This is a genomic window from Pedococcus sp. (genome assembly GCF_036554925.1).
Taxonomy (GTDB): Bacteria; Actinomycetota; Actinomycetes; order Actinomycetales; family Dermatophilaceae; genus Pedococcus_A.
The window spans coordinates 1-14359 of sequence record NZ_DATBMI010000078.1; the positions used below are offsets into that span (position 1 = coordinate 1).

The following is a 14359-nucleotide window of genomic DNA, read 5'->3' on the forward strand; positions in this document are numbered from 1 at the left end:
CGCTTGCGCGCGAGGTCGGCGAGGTCGGCGAACCTCGCGACACGTGAGGTCTCTCCCTCCCCCTCGAGCAGTCCTTCCGGGTCGGGCAGGGAGGCCCCGGTGTGGAACATCAGGGCGGCGTGCGCCTTGGACCGCGGGTAGAACGAGGCGATGTTGCCGCGGTAGACGAAGGTCGGCGCCTGCCACTTGACCGCCTCGCCGACGAGCGGGTCGGCGTCGAGCACGGCCTCGCGCACGGCCTGCACCAGCTCCTTCTGCGGGTTGTCGTAGCGCTCGAACCAGGCGTCGACCTCGGCGCTGCGGCCGGGTGGGTGCGTCGTGGGCACGTCGGGGCCCTCACCCGGCCACGATCTCGCGGGACAGGGCTGGCGGCATGTAGTCGTAGCGGACGAAGGTGCGGGTGAAGGTCCCCGTGCCGTGCGACACCGAGCGCAGGTCGATGGGGTAGCGCGAGAGCTCGTGCTGCGGGATCTCGGCGTGGATCACGGTGTAGCCCCCGACCTGCGCCGGCTCCGTTCCGTGGACCTGGCCACGGCGGCCGCGCAGGTCCGCGAGCACGGAGCCGAGGGCTTCGTCCGCGACCGTGATGTCCACGGCGTCGATCGGCTCGAGCAGCGACACCGTCGCCTCGTTCGCCGCCTCGCGCAGCGCCTGGGCAGCCGCGGTCTGGAAGGCCATGTCGGAGGAGTCCACCGAGTGCGCCTTGCCGTCCACCAGGGTGACCCGGACGTCGACCACCGGGTAGCCCGCGAGCACACCCTTCTCGAGCTGGGCCCGCGCCCCCTTCTCGACCGAGGGGATGAACTGGCGCGGCACCGCACCGCCGACCACCTTGTCCACGAACTCGATCCCGGAACCCCGCTCGAGCGGCTCGATCTCCAGCCGGCACACGGCATACTGCCCGTGCCCGCCGGACTGCTTGACCAGCCGCCCCTGCACCTGCGTGGCGCGGACGAAGGTCTCGCGCAGCGAGGTCTTGAGGGGCTCGACCTCGACCTCGACGTGGTAGCGCTCCCTCAGCGCAGCGATGAGCTGGTCGACGTGGCTGGGACCCATCGCCCACAGCACCACCTGGTGCGTCTCGGCGTTGTGCTCGAGACGCATCGTGACGTCCTCGGCGACGATCCGCTGCAGGGCGCTGCCGAGCTTGTCCTCGTCGCCCTTGGACTTCGCGTGGATGGCGACGGGCAGCAGCGGCTCCGGCAGCACCCAGGGCTCGACCAGGGCCGGCTTGTCCTTGCCCGAGAGCGTGTCGGAGGTCTCGGCCTGGCTGATCTTGGCGACCAGGGCGATGTCGCCGGCGATCGCGAACGGCTTGGCGCGCATCTCGTCGCCCAGGGGCGACGAGAGGGGCCCCACCCGCTCGTCGTCGCTGTCGTGGTCGTCGTGGCCCTCGAGCGTGCGCCCGACGAACTGCCCGAGGTGCCCGGAGACGTGCACGGCCTCGTCGGACCGCAGGGTGCCCGAGAACACCCGGACCAGCGAGAGCCGGCCGACGTAGGGGTCGGTCGTGGTGCGCACGACCTCCGCGACGAGCGGGCCGTCCGGGTCGCAGGTGATGGTCCCGAAGTCCGCGCCGACGGGGGTGTAGACAGCGGGGATGCTCGCTCCCACCGGGGACGGAAAGGCCTGCTCGATGAGGTCGAGCAGGCCGTCGACGCCGAGGCCACGGGGGGCGTGCGTCGGGAGGATGGGGAAGAACCTCGCCGTGGCGATCGCCGTGCGCAGGTCGGCGGCCACCGCGTCGAGGTCGACCTCCTCCCCGCCGAGGTATCTCTCGAGCAGGGACTCGTCCTCCGACTCCTCGATCACCGACTCGATGAGAGCGCCGCGCTGCTCCTCGATGAGCGTGGCCTCGGCTTCGCTGGGGTCGCGCTCCACCGGGTCGCCGGCCGACTGCTCGTGGACCCGGCGGCGCAGCAGGTCGGCGGTGCCGGTCACCGAGCCGTCCTGGCCCAGCGGCAGCGCCAGCGGCTGGGCGTCGCCGAACGTGCGCTGGCACATCTCGACGGTCGACTGGAAGTCGCCGCGGGACTGCTCGAGCCGGGTGACCGCCACCGCCCGCGGCATGCCGAGGACCTCGCACTCGCGCCAGAGCAGGCGGGTCGCCTCGTCGAGGCCGTCCACCGCCGAGACGACGAAGACGGCCGCGTCGGCCGCCCTGAGGCCCGCGCGCACCTCGCCGACGAAGTCGGGGTGCCCCGGGGTGTCGAGCAGGTTGATGGTGCACCCGTTGCGCTCCAGGGCGGCGGCGGTCAGCCCCAGCGAGGGCTCGTGGGACTCACGCGGCCGGCGGGAGGGCACGCAGGCGGCGACGAGCCGGTCGAACAGCGCCGTCTTGCCCGCACCTCCCGGGCCGACGAGGACGACGTTGCGGATCTGCTCCGGCGTGGCGGGGTCGCGCCCCTCCCGGCTGTCGGCTGCGCGGTTCATGGCGCCACCCTGCCCCTGCCCGGCCACGGGCACAAGCGGTTCGCGCAGCCTGGTTCAGGTCTCTTCGCGGCCGAGGCGGCAGCCACAGGGCGCGTGAGGCGTGGCGGGTCCGCCGCGCACCCTGCCGGGTCACACCCGAGCGGGGACGTTCGCCTCTACTCGGCGCCGTGGCGACCCTTCCACTCTGAGGGGCGGAGAGGAGCGTGAGCCACGATGTCGGTCTTCCTGAGACGAGGGGCCTTCACCCTGATGACGGTGTTCGCGGCGTTCGCCATCCCCTTCGCGGTCGGCGAGATCATCGACAACCCCGGCGGCTCGGCTGCTGTCGCGCTCGTCGCGCTGATCGTCGTCCCCCTCGCGCTGCTGGTCACCGAGGCGCTGCACCGCCCGGCCCGCTCCCTGCGGACGCTCCGCGGGGCCGTGGCACTGCTGGGCGGGTATGCCGTGGCCGAGGCGATCCTGACGCCGCAGACCGGCCCGGTGGTGGCCGTCGCCGCGGTGGTGCTCGGCGTGCCCCTCTCCGTCGTCGGTCTGCACCATGCGCGCGAGGCCGGGGTCCTGCTGGTGATCGACGGGCTCGTGCCGTTCGTCAGCGTGGTGGCCGCGGGACTGCGCCACCTCGGCGACAACGGCGGCCTGCACCTGAGCGGGTCGTCCGCCGCCGCGGGCATGCCGTTGGTCATCGTCGGCATGCTCTACCTCTGCGCGTGGGTGGCCGGCCTGAACGAGCCCGCCCCGGCCCCTCCCAGCCACCAGCCCAGGCACCGGCCCCGGCACCGCCAGCCCAGCCGCCGACAGTCCACGGGTCAGCCGCCGACCGGCCAGCGGCCCAGCCACGCCGGCCAGCCGTAGGCACGGCCCCCCGACCCCGGCGCCGCAGTCCGCCCCTCCCTAGGGCTGCGGCGCCGGTCCATGCCGAAGGACCCATCAGAGCAGGAGCGAGACCGCCAGCGGGACGAGGGACAGCGAGGTGAGGGCGGTGTCGGACCAGCGCCACGGCGCAGGTGCCCACCACGTCCGGCGGTGGGCGGTCGAGAAGCCGCGCGCGTCCATCGCCACGGCGAGGGCCGCCGCCGCCTGGAGCGAGCGCACCAGCATGCCGATCGTCAGGGCCGCCACCTCGGCGACGAGCGCAGCGGGTGAGCGACGGCTCGCGCCGATCCCGCGCACCCGTCGGGCCCGGGCGATCTCCGTCCAGCTGTCCCCGAGCGTGTGGACCCGCTGCAGCGCGGCCGCCGTCGCCACGACCGGGCGCGCCGGCAGCCTGAGCCGCTGGGCGAGGTGGTCGCCCAGCGCATCGGGGTCGACGTGGCGGATCAGCACCGCGGAGGGAAACACGATGACCAGGACCCGCACGGCGGCGGCGGCTGCGACCTCGAGGTCGCGGCCTCCGAAGAGCCAGGTCGACCACCCGACCGAGAGCGCACCGAGCAGACCGGGCAGGCAGCGGACCAGGACGCTGCGCACCCGGCCCTCCGGAGGCGGACCCTCACCGGGAGCGAGCAGCCCGACGGCAGCGAGCGCGACCTGGGTGGCCAGGACGGCCAGCCCGGCCTGCCACTGCGAGACCGCCACGCCTGCCGGGATCGCCAGGGTGCTCGCGAGCAGGAGTGACAGCGGCCCGCAGCGCGCGAGGAGCGGCTGGCGGGGCGCCTCCGGAGGCGGGTCCTGCGGCGGCCTGGCCAGCTCCACCGTGCGGTCGGCCCGCATCACCACCGCCTCGTCATGAGTGGTGAGGACCACCGCCGAACCGGCGTCGCGCAGCCCCTCGACCACCCCCATGACCGCAGCCCAGGTGAGGCGGTCGTGCCCGACGGTCGCCTCGTCGGCCAGCAGCAGCGCGGGCTGGTGCACGACCGCCGCCGCCATGGCGAGACGACGCTGCTCGCCGCCACTGAGGTGACGCGGGTCCGCCCGGAGGAGGTGGTCGATGCCGAGCAGCTCGAGCAGCGCGACGGCCCGCTCCTCCGCCTCGGCCTCCACGAGGCCCACGGCCCGGGCGGTGGTCATCACCTCGTCGAGCACCGTGGTCGCGACGATCGCGGAGGACGACCACTGCGGCACCCACGCGACCCTGCGGGCGAGGTCGACGGTGTCCCAGTCGCGGGGGTTGCGTGAGCGCTGCGGCGCCAGGGACGGATGGGCTCGGACCACCCCGTCGTCGACGCCGAGCAGGCCCGCCAGAGCGAGCATGAGCGTGGACTTGCCCGATCCGCTCGGCCCGACGAGGGCCAGGGTCTGCCCGGCCCTGGCCTGGAGCCACTGGCCGTCGACGGCGAGCGTGCTCCGCGTCGCGCCGCTGAGGGTGCGGACGCTCCGCCGCACCGTCACGTCGGCGGCGTCCACGGCCACGAGGTTCGCGCCGAGGGGCCCCGGCCCGAACAGCCCGGCCGGTATGCCGGTCGGCTCGGGATCGGGGACGCCGGGAACCCAGATTCCCTCGGCCGCGAGGGCGTCGCCGCGCTCGTCGAGCACCTGCTCCGGGTCACCGTCGGCGACGACCGTGCCGGCGCGGTCGAGGACGACCAGCCGGTCCGCGAAGGCGACCCAGGGCCCGAGCCTGTGCTCGACGACGACGGTCGTCAGCCGGTCGGCGGCGACGACCTCCTCGACGCAGTCCCGGACCGCCGCGGCGGTGACCGGGTCCAGCATGGCGGTGGGCTCGTCGAGGAGCAGCAGGGTCGGCTCGAGCGCCAGCGCGCCGGCGAGGGCGAGGCGCTGCTGCTCGCCGCCCGACAGCGCGTGGGTCGGGGTGTCCCGGGGCATGTCGAGGCGCACCGCCGACAGGGCGCGCTCGACCCGAGCGGGCATCTCCTGGCGGGGCACGCCGGTGTTCTCCAGGCCGAAGGCGACGTCGCGGCCGATCGTGGCCGCCACGACCCCCGAGCCCGGCTCCTGCAGCACGAGGCCGACGGCACCGGCCCGGGCGTGCGGGCTGGCGCCGTCGATCTCGACCGTGCCGTCCAGGTCTCCCGAGTCGGCGACCTGGAGGACGCCGGCGAGGGCTCGCAGCAGCGTGGACTTCCCCGACCCGCTCGGCCCCACGAGCAACACTCGCTGCCCGGCCGGGATGGCCAGGTCGAGGTCGTGCAGCACCGGCTCGCGGCGACCGAACGGTCGCCAGGTGAGGCCACTCACGTCGACGCGGCCGGCGCCGAGCCGGCGCGGGGTCACCGGTGCCTCGGCCACGCCCGACCCGCCCGACCCGTGAGTGCCGCCACCCCCGTCAGACAGCGTGACGCTCCCGCGCCTCCTGGCCGGCGGGGAACGCGTTGAGCGCTCCGGCGTTCGCCAGCGTGCGGGTCAGCGCCCAGCCTCCCAGGCCTGCCAGCACGGCGCCGGAGAACGCGAGGACCCCGGCATACGCCAGCTTCCAGCCCAGCGACCAGTCCTGGATCCAGGTGGTCGACTCGTAGGCCGCGGCGAAGGGACCGGCCATGGCCCCGGCGAGGACGGCCGCGAGCAGGCCGAAGAACCGGTAGCCGAACAGGGCGAAGACGAGCTCGCAGCCCAGACCCTGCACGATGCCGGAGACGAGGACCGTGGCGCCCCACTCGGTCCCGGGCAGCATCGAGACGAGGGCCGCCAGCACCTCGCACAGGAATGCGGCACCGGGACGCCGGACGACGAGGCCGCCGACCACGCCGGCCAGGAACCACGTGCCCGCGAACAGGCCACCCAGCGGCGCGAAGGCGAACTGGAGGGCGGCCAGGGGCCCGGTGTAGAGGATGTCCCAGCCCCAGTAGGCGACCCCGAACGCGGCGCCGAGGAAGGCGATCGTCAGCAGGTCGACGGTGCGCCAGCCCATCAGGGGGCGGCTGGCGAGGATGCTCCGTCCCGGGCGCTGCCCGGGGGCGGTGCGGATGTTGGTGGTGCTCATGGTGGTGTTCCTCTTCCCGTGGGATCCGTGGATACCTCGGGGGAAGCACCGTGCCAGCCGGCGGACGGCACACGACATGGCCGCAGGCCGACACGGTACTTGAGATCCCGACTCCCTTCGCCGGTGCTAACCGGAGCAGGTTCGAGGGTCTGCGGCGGACCGCACTCTCAGCGCTTGCGCGCTCCCCTGTCGTTACGCGGTGAACATTACTCCACCCTGTGACAGGGTGGGAGAGCGCAGTGGCGGTCGATCTGGAGGAGCAGGCAATGGGAACCATGGTGTGGCGCGTGCTCGGCACCGGCTCGGCGGTCCTCGCGGGGATCCTCGCGAACAAGGTCGTCACCGAGATCTGGAAGCACTCCGGTCGGGACGACGTCCTCGACCCCCGCGACCCGCGGACCCCGGCCAAGGAGGCGATCCTCTTCGCGGCGCTGACCGGCCTCGCAGTGGGCGCCGCCCGCGTCATCGTGACCCGCAAGGCCGCGGAGTACTACGAGAAGTCGACCGGGCACCTGCCCAAGCCCATGCAGGAGGGCGACGTCTAGGACGTCAGGACGTCGAGGACGTCGAGGACGTCGAGGACGTCGAGGACGTCGCGGGCAGGTCGAGCGCGCGGGCGATCGGGACGCCGGCACGGTACGCCAGGTGCAGGTGTGACGGCGCGTCCAGCACCGCGAGGTCAGCCCTCGCACCCACCTCGATCCGACCGATGTCGCTACGGCGCAGGGACAGCGCGGAGCCCGCGGTCGCGGCATACACGGCCTCCGCGGGCGTCAGCCCCATCTCCCGCACCGCGAGCGCGACCACGAACGGCATCGACGAGGAGTAGCAGGTGCCGGGGTTGCAGTCCGTCGCGAGGGCGATCGAGACGCCGGCGTCGAGCAGCCGGCGGCCGTCGGGGTAGGGCGAGCGCGTCGAGAACTCGACTCCCGGCAGGAGGGTCGCGACGGTCGCGCCGGCCGCGCTGGCGAGGGCCTCGACGTCGGCGGCCGAGAGGTACGTGCAGTGGTCGACACTGGCGGCGCCGAGCTCGACCGCGAGCTGGACGCCGGGCCCCGGGCCGAGCTGGTTGCCGTGGACCCTCAGCTCCAGCCCCGCCCCGCGGGCGGCGAGGAGCACGACGCGGGCCTCCTCGGCGGTGAAGGCGTGGGCGGAGCGGGGCTCGCAGAAGACGTCGGCCCACCGCGCGTGCGGGGCCGTCGCGGCCAGCATCGGCCCGGTCACGAGGTCGAGGTATGCCGCACGGTCGGCAGCGTACTCCGCGGGCACCACGTGGGCGCCGAGGTAGGTGGTCTCCGTGGTGAACTCGCGGGCGATGCGCAGGGAGCGCGCCTCGTCGTCGACCGTGAGGCCGTAGCCACCCTTGATCTCCACGGTCGTCGTGCCCTGCGCGCGCATCTCGGCGACGCGCCCGGCGACCAGGGCTCGCAGCTCGTCGTCGCCGGCCTCCCGGGTGGCGGCGACGGACACCCCGATGCCGCCGCCGTCGTAGGGCTGGCCCGCCATGCGGGCGGCGAACTCCGCTGCCCGGTCGCCGGCGAAGACGAGGTGGGAGTGGGAGTCGACGAAGCCCGGCAGGACCGCACGCCCTGCGAGGTCGACGGAGCGGTCGGCGTCGGGGGCGCTGCGCGACGGACCCAGCCAGGCGATGCGCCCGTCGTCCACCACGAGGGCGGCATCGCGGCGGATCCCGAGGCGGTCGGGGCCGGTGCCGTCACAGGTGACGAGCTCGCCGATCCCGGTGACCAGGGTGCTGGCGGCGGCAGCGGTCACGCGCGGCCCCGGACGAGGTCGAGCGCCTCGCTGAGGAGCCGAGCGACATGTCCGATGCGGTGGTGGCCGTGACGCACGACCTCCTCGCCGCCGACGAACACGTGGTCGATGTCGTCCTTGGTGGCGCAGTAGATGGCCTGACCTGCGCGGGTGCCCGCGGTGTTCACGGTGTCGGTGCGCACCACGACGAAGTCGGCGAGGGCACCGTCGGCGATGCGGCCGCCGTCGTCCCAGCCCAGGCTCGCGTAGCCAGCGGCGCTGGCGGCTTCGACGAGCTCACCGGCCGTGAACCGGCCGCGCTCGTTGCTCGCGAGCCGCTCGTGCATCTCCAGCCCACGCAGCTCCTCGAACGGGTCGATCACGGCGTGCTGGTCCGAGCCGAGGGCGAGCCGGCTGCCCGCGTCGCGCAGGGGCCGCGCCGGGCCGATGCCGTCGGCGAGGTCGCGTTCGGTCGTCGGGCAGAAGCAGGCGGTGACCCGCGCGGCCCCGAGCAGCTTGATGTCGCGGTCACTGACGTGCGTGGCATGGACGGCGGTCGTGCGGGGGCTGAGCAACCCCGCCTCGTCGAGGAGCTCGGTCGGCGTGCGCCCGTAGAACATCTGGGCCGCGTGGTTCTCCGCCGGCTGCTCGCTCAGGTGCACGTGCAGCGGCTTGTCCGCCGCGGCCCGGGCCATGGCGGCGAGGTGCTCGCGCGGCACGGCCCGCACCGAGTGGACGGCCGCACCGATCCGGGAGTTGTCGTCGTCGGCGAGCGCGGAGACCCGCCCGGCCCAGCCGTCGACGTCACCGTCGGTGAAGCGCCGCTGGACGTCGTCGAGCGGGAGGTGGCCGTCTCCGCTCAGGCCGCCGGAGAGGTAGCACGTGTCGAGCAGGGTGATCCTCACCCCGGCCTCCCGGGCGGCCCGCAGCAGGGCCCGCCCCATCGCGTTGGGGTCGGAGTACGGGTTCCCGGCCTCGTCGTGGTGCACGTAGTGGAACTCGCCGACGACCGTGAAGCCGGCGAGCGCCATCTCGCAGAAGACGGCACGCGCCAGCGCGAGGTAGGTCTCGGGATTGAGGCGGCGCGTCACGGCATACATCTGCTCGCGCCAGGTCCAGAAGTTGCCCCCGTCGCCGTGCGTGCGCCCCCGCAGCGCGCGGTGGAAGGCGTGGCTGTGGGCGTTGGCGAGCCCCGGCAGGACCACGCCTGGCAGGCGCTCGTCGCCCTCCTGCGCCTTCTGGCGGGTCTGCACTTCGGCGAACCGGCCGCCGGCCACCCTGAAGCGCACGCCGGTGGCGAGCCCGCCCGGCAGCCAGGCGTTCTCGGCCCAGTAGGTCCTGCCACCCGCTGCGTCCGTCATGCGCCCACCCCCGCGAGGTCCTCGAGCACCATCGCCAGGGAGGCGACCCCGGCGAGACAATCATCGCGCTCAGCCCACTCCTCTGGCGAGTGGGAGATTCCGGTGGGGTTCCGGACGAACAGCATCGCCGTGGGGATGCCCGCGTTGGCCAGGATGCCGGCGTCGTGGCCCGCCCCCGTCCCCAGCATCGGTATGCCGCCGAGCGTGCGCTGCAGGCGAGCGGCCAGCTCCGGGTCGAAGGGCGTGGTCGGGGTCCACGACTCCTCGGTGACGCTGGCGCCCGCACGCTCCGCCTCGGCAGCCACCTCGGCGACGGCGGCGCGCACCGCCGGCTCCTCCGCCCCGCGGGCGTCGAGCCAGGCCGTCGCGGCACTGGCGATGGCGTTGACCCCGCCCGGCTGGACGGCGACCTTGCCGACGGTGGCGACACAGCCGTGCCGCTCGGCCGCACCGCGAGCGGTGAGGACCGCCCGGGCGAGGCCGATCATGGCGTCGCGGCGGTCAGCGAGCCGCGTGGTGCCCGCGTGGTTGGCCTCACCGGGGAAGTCGAGGCGCCAGCGGCCGTGGGGCCAGATGTCGGTGCCGACGGCGAGCGGCTGGTCGAGGTCCTCCAGCCCTCGGCCCTGCTCGACATGGAGCTCGACGAAGGCGCCGATGCGGCGCAGGGCGTCCGGGTCCGGGCCGAGGAGCTCGGGGTCGCGACCGGCCCGGCGCAGCGCGTCGGCCATGGTCATCCCGTCGGCATCGGTCAGCGAGCGCGCCCGCTCAGCGTCGAGGACGCCGGTGATCACTCGCGAGCCGGCGCACGCGACGCCGAAGCGTGCGCCCTCCTCGTCGACGAAGTTGACGACGCCGATGGGTCTGCCGGGCCGCCACCCCGGCTCCTCCGTTGCCGCCTTGTGCTGGAGCAGGTCGATCGCGGCGAGCCCGCTCACGACGCCGAGCGGGCCGTCGAAGGCCCCGCCGTCGGGCACGCTGTCGAGGTGGGACCCGGTCACGATGCCCTGCTGCCCACGGGAGGCGGCGGCGTCGGGGTCGCCCCACCACGCCCACTGGTTGCCCATCCGGTCCTCGGTGAGGTCGAGGCCACGCGCCGCGCACTCCCCCGCGAACCACTCGCGCAGGTCGTGGTCCTCGCGGGTCCACGCATAGCGGCGGTAGCCGCCGGTGTGGGCATCGCGGCCCACTGGCTGGAGCGCTGCCCACATCGACTCGAAGCTCACTCCGGCGACTCCTTCGTCTCGGCCTCTGCGGTGGAGGAGCGTGCCGCGGGCGCTTTTCGTTCCCTCGGCACGCGTTCCGCTGCCATCCCACCGTGGCCAGTGCCCGGGATCGAGAGGTGGAGCCCTGGAACCGTCTCGGATCCGAGAACCGCCCGGACGCCGGCGAGACGCCGTCGCCCTCACTCCTGGAAGCGGGCGACCCGTGGCCAGGTCGAGCCGTTCACCTTGGTGAACACACCCAGCGCGTAGAGGCTGCCGCCGGCCTGGGCGAGGTCCCAGACGCCGAGCGCGCTGTTGAACCTCGCCCACGCCCGCGCGTTGGGGGCGCTCCCGCCCGAGTCGGCCACGAACGCCTTCTTGGCGGCGGTGGTGTTCCCGCACCCGTTCGTGGTGGAGCCGCACAGCTTGTTGAAGTGGCCCGCTGCGTACACCGTGTCGCCGACCACCTCGACGGCCTGCAGGTTGCCGTCGGTCGCGACCCGCCACACGGTGGAGCCCGAGGACGTCGTCTTGAGCAGCGAGTTGCCGTTCGGAAGGCCCCCGCCCACCGCGAGGAAGACCCCAGCACCGTCGACCGCGACGTCGTAGACGGGCGCTGAGGGCGTGGCCTGGTACCCGAGGAGGCTTCCAGACGAGCTCAGGGCGGCCACCCTGCTGCGGGACGTGCCGTCGATGCGCGAGAACTCCCCGCCGACGTAGACCGCGTCCCCCGCGGCCTTGACCGTGTAGACGACGCCATCCGCGGTGGGGAAGCCGCTGTCGAGCGCCCCGGTGTCGGCATCCGCGGCCGCGAGATACGAGGCCGACGCGCCGTTCACCTTCGTGAAGCCCCCTCCGAACACCACCATCCCCCCGATGTGGTCCAGGGAGCGCACGATGCCGTTCGGGGCGGGGTCGAAGTCCGTCACGGCGCCGGTGGAGACGTCGACGGCGGCGATGTTGTTGCGCCGCACACCGTCCACGTAGTTGAACTTCCCGCCGATGAACAGCGTGCCGGCGCCGTCGGAGGCGAGCGCGGCGATGTCGCCGTCGACGTCCACGCGGAAGGACGTCAGGTCGCCTGATCCCGCGTCCAGCGCCGCGAGACGAACCCGCGGAGCACCGTCGACGCTCGTGAAGGAGCCACCGATGTAGAGCCGGCTGCCCACCTGCACCGAGGTGAACACCGTGCCGTTGTCGGCGTGGGCCGACGGCTCCGGCGACCGGTTCAACACCTCGGCGTGTCCTGCCGTGGCCGTGGCCACGACGACCGCCACGCTCGTGGCGACGGCCAGCACTGAGCGAACGTACATTCTCCCCAACCCCCTCGACGGATGTGCCATGGTCCGGCCGCGGGCATCGCACGGCCGTGCCCGCTCGACATGCCGAATCGGCAGGCGTGGCTCCTGGTGACCCCTGCGGCATCGGGCCCCCCGGGCCCAGCTGGGTGGCTGCCAACCACCGGGCCGCCCCAGCTTCTCGAGGCGACGTGGCCCTTCCAGTCAAGGCATGCTCCGGCGCCGGCACGACCTCCAGATGGCGTAGGCCTGACGCCCGCCCGTACGCGGTTGGGGGGATGACGTGATGGGCGTGTGGTGGCGGGTGACGTGGTGGCGGGTGACGTGGTGGGGCTGACGAGCGGGGCCACCGTTCTACTGTGGGGCCATGACTGCACCCGACGGCGAGCAGCGGGCAGCCGCCGCGCTGGCCGAGGCCGGGATCGAGCACACCCTGACCCGCCACGGCCGGGTCGGCTCACTCGAGGAGGCTGCCGCGGCCCGTGGTGTCGAGCCCGGCGACATCGTCAAGACACTGGTGGTCCGTCGCGCCGATGACGACTTCCTCTTCGTGCTCGTGCCCGGCGACCGGGAGATCTCCTGGCCCAAGCTGCGGGCACACCTCGGGGTGAGCCGGCTGTCGATGCCCGACGCCGTCACGGCCAGGGACGTCACCGGCTACGAGCGCGGGACCATCACGCCCTTCGGCTCGCTGCGGCCATGGCCGGTGGTGGCCGATGCGACGGTGCCGGGCCGCACGGTCTCGATCGGGGCCGGGGCGCACGGCGTGGCCGCCACCGCCCGCGGCGACGACGTCGTCCGCGCGCTGGGCGCAGAGGTGGCGGACGTGACGGACCCCGTGTCCGCTACCTCCTGACGACCTCCCAGTCAGACACCGGCCCCTCGACCACGGTGAAGAGCGGATGCGGCTCGGCCCGCCCGGCAGGGGCCCCCCTCCCGCCGAGCGCCTCGAGCCAGTCCGGGCTGCGGGTGGCCAGCTTGACCCGCAGGTGGCCCCACTCGTAACCGAGCTGTCCGGTGGTGACGACGAGGTGCAGCGCACCGGAGGCGAGCTCCGGGGTGGGCACCTCGGCGGGGATCCGGTCGATGCGGCGCGGGTCGTAGCGGTACCCGCGCCCGTGGGCCTCGTCCGCGACGGCGGCGAGGTAGGCGCCGATCGTGTCGAGCGGCGACGGGCTCTCCTGGAACCTCCGCAGCTGCGGGTGCTGCCGGTAGCCCTTCGTGCGGCCGGCCAGCACAGCCTGCGCGAGCAGCGCCTCGCGCCAGCAGGCGGTGAGCCCCTGCCGGTCGAGGTAGCCCGGGTGCAGCGACCACAACCTCATGACCTGTGATCCTCCCCCAGCGGCCGACCACGCCTTCACCCCGGCGGGGTATGCCGCGGACCCCGCCCCGCGGCACACCCCAGCCTGTGCGCGCGACGGGGTGGTCGCGCGCTCACCGGGTGCGCGGCCTCACGCCTCCCGCATCGGGACGCGGACCCCGCGCTCCTGCGCCACCTGGTCGGCGAGGTCGTAGCCGGCGTCGACGTGCCGGATGACCCCCATGCCGGGGTCGTTGGTGAGTACCCGCGCCAGCTTCTGCGCGGCGAGGTCGGTGCCGTCGGCCAGGGAGACCTGTCCAGCGTGGAGCGAGCGGCCGATGCCGACGCCGCCGCCGTGGTGGATCGAGACCCACGATGCACCCGAGGAGGTGTTGACGAGGGCATTGAGCAGCGGCCAGTCGGCGATAGCGTCGGAGCCGTCGAGCATGGCCTCGGTCTCGCGGTAGGGGCTGGCCACCGACCCTGCGTCGAGGTGGTCACGCCCGATGACGATGGGAGCGCTGACCTCACCGGAGCGGACCAGCTCGTTGAAGGCCAGACCGGCCTTGTCGCGCTCGCCGTAGCCCAGCCAGCAGATGCGGGCGGGCAGTCCCTGGAACGCGATCCGCTCCTGCGCCCCGCGAATCCACTTGTGCAGGCGGTCGTTGTCGGGGAACAGGTCGAGCACCGCGCGGTCGGTGGCGGCGATGTCCTTCGGGTCACCGGAGAGCGCGGCCCAGCGGAACGGACCCTTGCCCTCGCAGAACAACGGCCGGATGTAGGCCGGCACGAAGCCGGGGAACTCGAACGCGCGGTCGTAGCCGCCGAGCCGGGCCTCGTCGCGGATCGAGTTGCCGTAGTCGAACACCTCGGCGCCGGCGTCCTGGAACTCGACCATCGCCTGGACGTGCTTGGCCATCGACGCGCGGGCCCGGTCGGTGAACTCCTCCGGCTTGGCCTCGGCGTAGTCGTGCCAGTCCTCGAGCGAGACGCCCTCGGGCAGGTAGGACAGCGGGTCGTGGGCGCTGGTCTGGTCGGTCACGATGTCGATCGGGACCCCGCGGCGCAGCAGCTCCGGGAAGACGGTGGCGGCGTTGCCGACGACGCCGATCGACCAGGCGCGCTTCTCCTCC

General features: G+C 73.8%; 13 protein-coding genes and 1 riboswitch. Of the genes, 3 read left to right on the forward strand and 10 right to left on the reverse strand.

Annotated elements, in window-relative coordinates; all coding sequences use genetic code 11:
• Window positions 1-326 (reverse strand): DUF1801 domain-containing protein (locus VIB11_RS06425; protein WP_332029489.1); only part of this gene is annotated, 326 nt, incomplete at its 3' end.
• Window positions 327-336: 10 nt separating this feature from the next.
• Window positions 337-2433 (reverse strand): elongation factor G-like protein EF-G2, encoded by a 2097-nt coding sequence (locus tag VIB11_RS06430; protein ID WP_332029491.1) that lies wholly within the window; start codon window positions 2431-2433, stop codon window positions 337-339.
• Between the two features lie 213 nt (window positions 2434-2646).
• Between VIB11_RS06430 and VIB11_RS06435 the strand changes: the two genes are divergently transcribed.
• On the forward strand, window positions 2647-3285 hold the full coding sequence (locus tag VIB11_RS06435) for a hypothetical protein (RefSeq protein ID WP_332029493.1): 639 nt from the start codon (window positions 2647-2649) through the stop codon (window positions 3283-3285).
• A 75-nt stretch (window positions 3286-3360) separates the two neighbouring features.
• Here the strand turns inward: VIB11_RS06435 and VIB11_RS06440 are convergent, their stop codons facing one another.
• Window positions 3361-5622, reverse strand: coding sequence for an ATP-binding cassette domain-containing protein (locus VIB11_RS06440; protein WP_332029495.1), 2262 nt, complete (start codon window positions 5620-5622; stop codon window positions 3361-3363).
• 37 nt (window positions 5623-5659) lie between these two features.
• Window positions 5660-6313, reverse strand: coding sequence for an ECF transporter S component (locus tag VIB11_RS06445; RefSeq protein ID WP_332029497.1), 654 nt, complete (start codon window positions 6311-6313; stop codon window positions 5660-5662).
• Window positions 6314-6408: 95 nt separating this feature from the next.
• Window positions 6409-6511, reverse strand: a riboswitch (TPP riboswitch).
• 68 nt (window positions 6512-6579) lie between these two features.
• Between VIB11_RS06445 and VIB11_RS06450 the strand changes: the two genes are divergently transcribed.
• Window positions 6580-6858, forward strand: a complete 279-nt coding sequence (locus VIB11_RS06450; protein WP_332029499.1) for a DUF4235 domain-containing protein — start codon at window positions 6580-6582, stop codon at window positions 6856-6858.
• A 4-nt stretch (window positions 6859-6862) separates the two neighbouring features.
• On the opposite strand, the gene hutI is transcribed toward VIB11_RS06450, so the two are convergent.
• The 4 genes from hutI to VIB11_RS06470 form a co-directional block, all read right to left on the reverse strand.
• A complete protein-coding gene (hutI, locus tag VIB11_RS06455) occupies window positions 6863-8086 on the reverse strand; it encodes an imidazolonepropionase (RefSeq protein ID WP_332029501.1) in 1224 nt (407 codons plus the stop codon).
• Window positions 8083-9426, reverse strand: coding sequence for a formimidoylglutamate deiminase (locus tag VIB11_RS06460; protein WP_332029502.1), 1344 nt, complete (start codon window positions 9424-9426; stop codon window positions 8083-8085). The genes hutI and VIB11_RS06460 overlap by 4 nt, the downstream gene beginning before the upstream one ends.
• Window positions 9423-10634, reverse strand: a complete 1212-nt coding sequence (locus tag VIB11_RS06465; protein WP_332029511.1) for an allantoate amidohydrolase — start codon at window positions 10632-10634, stop codon at window positions 9423-9425. The genes VIB11_RS06460 and VIB11_RS06465 overlap by 4 nt, the downstream gene beginning before the upstream one ends.
• A gap of 194 nt (window positions 10635-10828) precedes the next feature.
• The gene (locus VIB11_RS06470) at window positions 10829-11941 is read right to left on the reverse strand and encodes a hypothetical protein (RefSeq protein ID WP_332029504.1); all 1113 of its coding nucleotides are present in this window, start codon (window positions 11939-11941) and stop codon (window positions 10829-10831) included.
• A 352-nt stretch (window positions 11942-12293) separates the two neighbouring features.
• Between VIB11_RS06470 and VIB11_RS06475 the strand changes: the two genes are divergently transcribed.
• Complete coding sequence (locus VIB11_RS06475; RefSeq protein ID WP_332029506.1) at window positions 12294-12782, forward strand: YbaK/EbsC family protein; 489 nt, start codon at window positions 12294-12296, stop codon at window positions 12780-12782.
• On the opposite strand, the gene VIB11_RS06480 is transcribed toward VIB11_RS06475, so the two are convergent.
• Window positions 12772-13248, reverse strand: a complete 477-nt coding sequence (locus VIB11_RS06480; RefSeq protein ID WP_332029508.1) for a pyrimidine dimer DNA glycosylase/endonuclease V — start codon at window positions 13246-13248, stop codon at window positions 12772-12774. The two genes, VIB11_RS06475 and VIB11_RS06480, sit on opposite strands and share 11 nt — an antisense overlap.
• Before the next feature lie 129 nt (window positions 13249-13377).
• The coding region (gene hutU / locus VIB11_RS06485) for a urocanate hydratase (protein WP_332029510.1) at window positions 13378-14359 on the reverse strand (982 nt) is incomplete at its 5' end.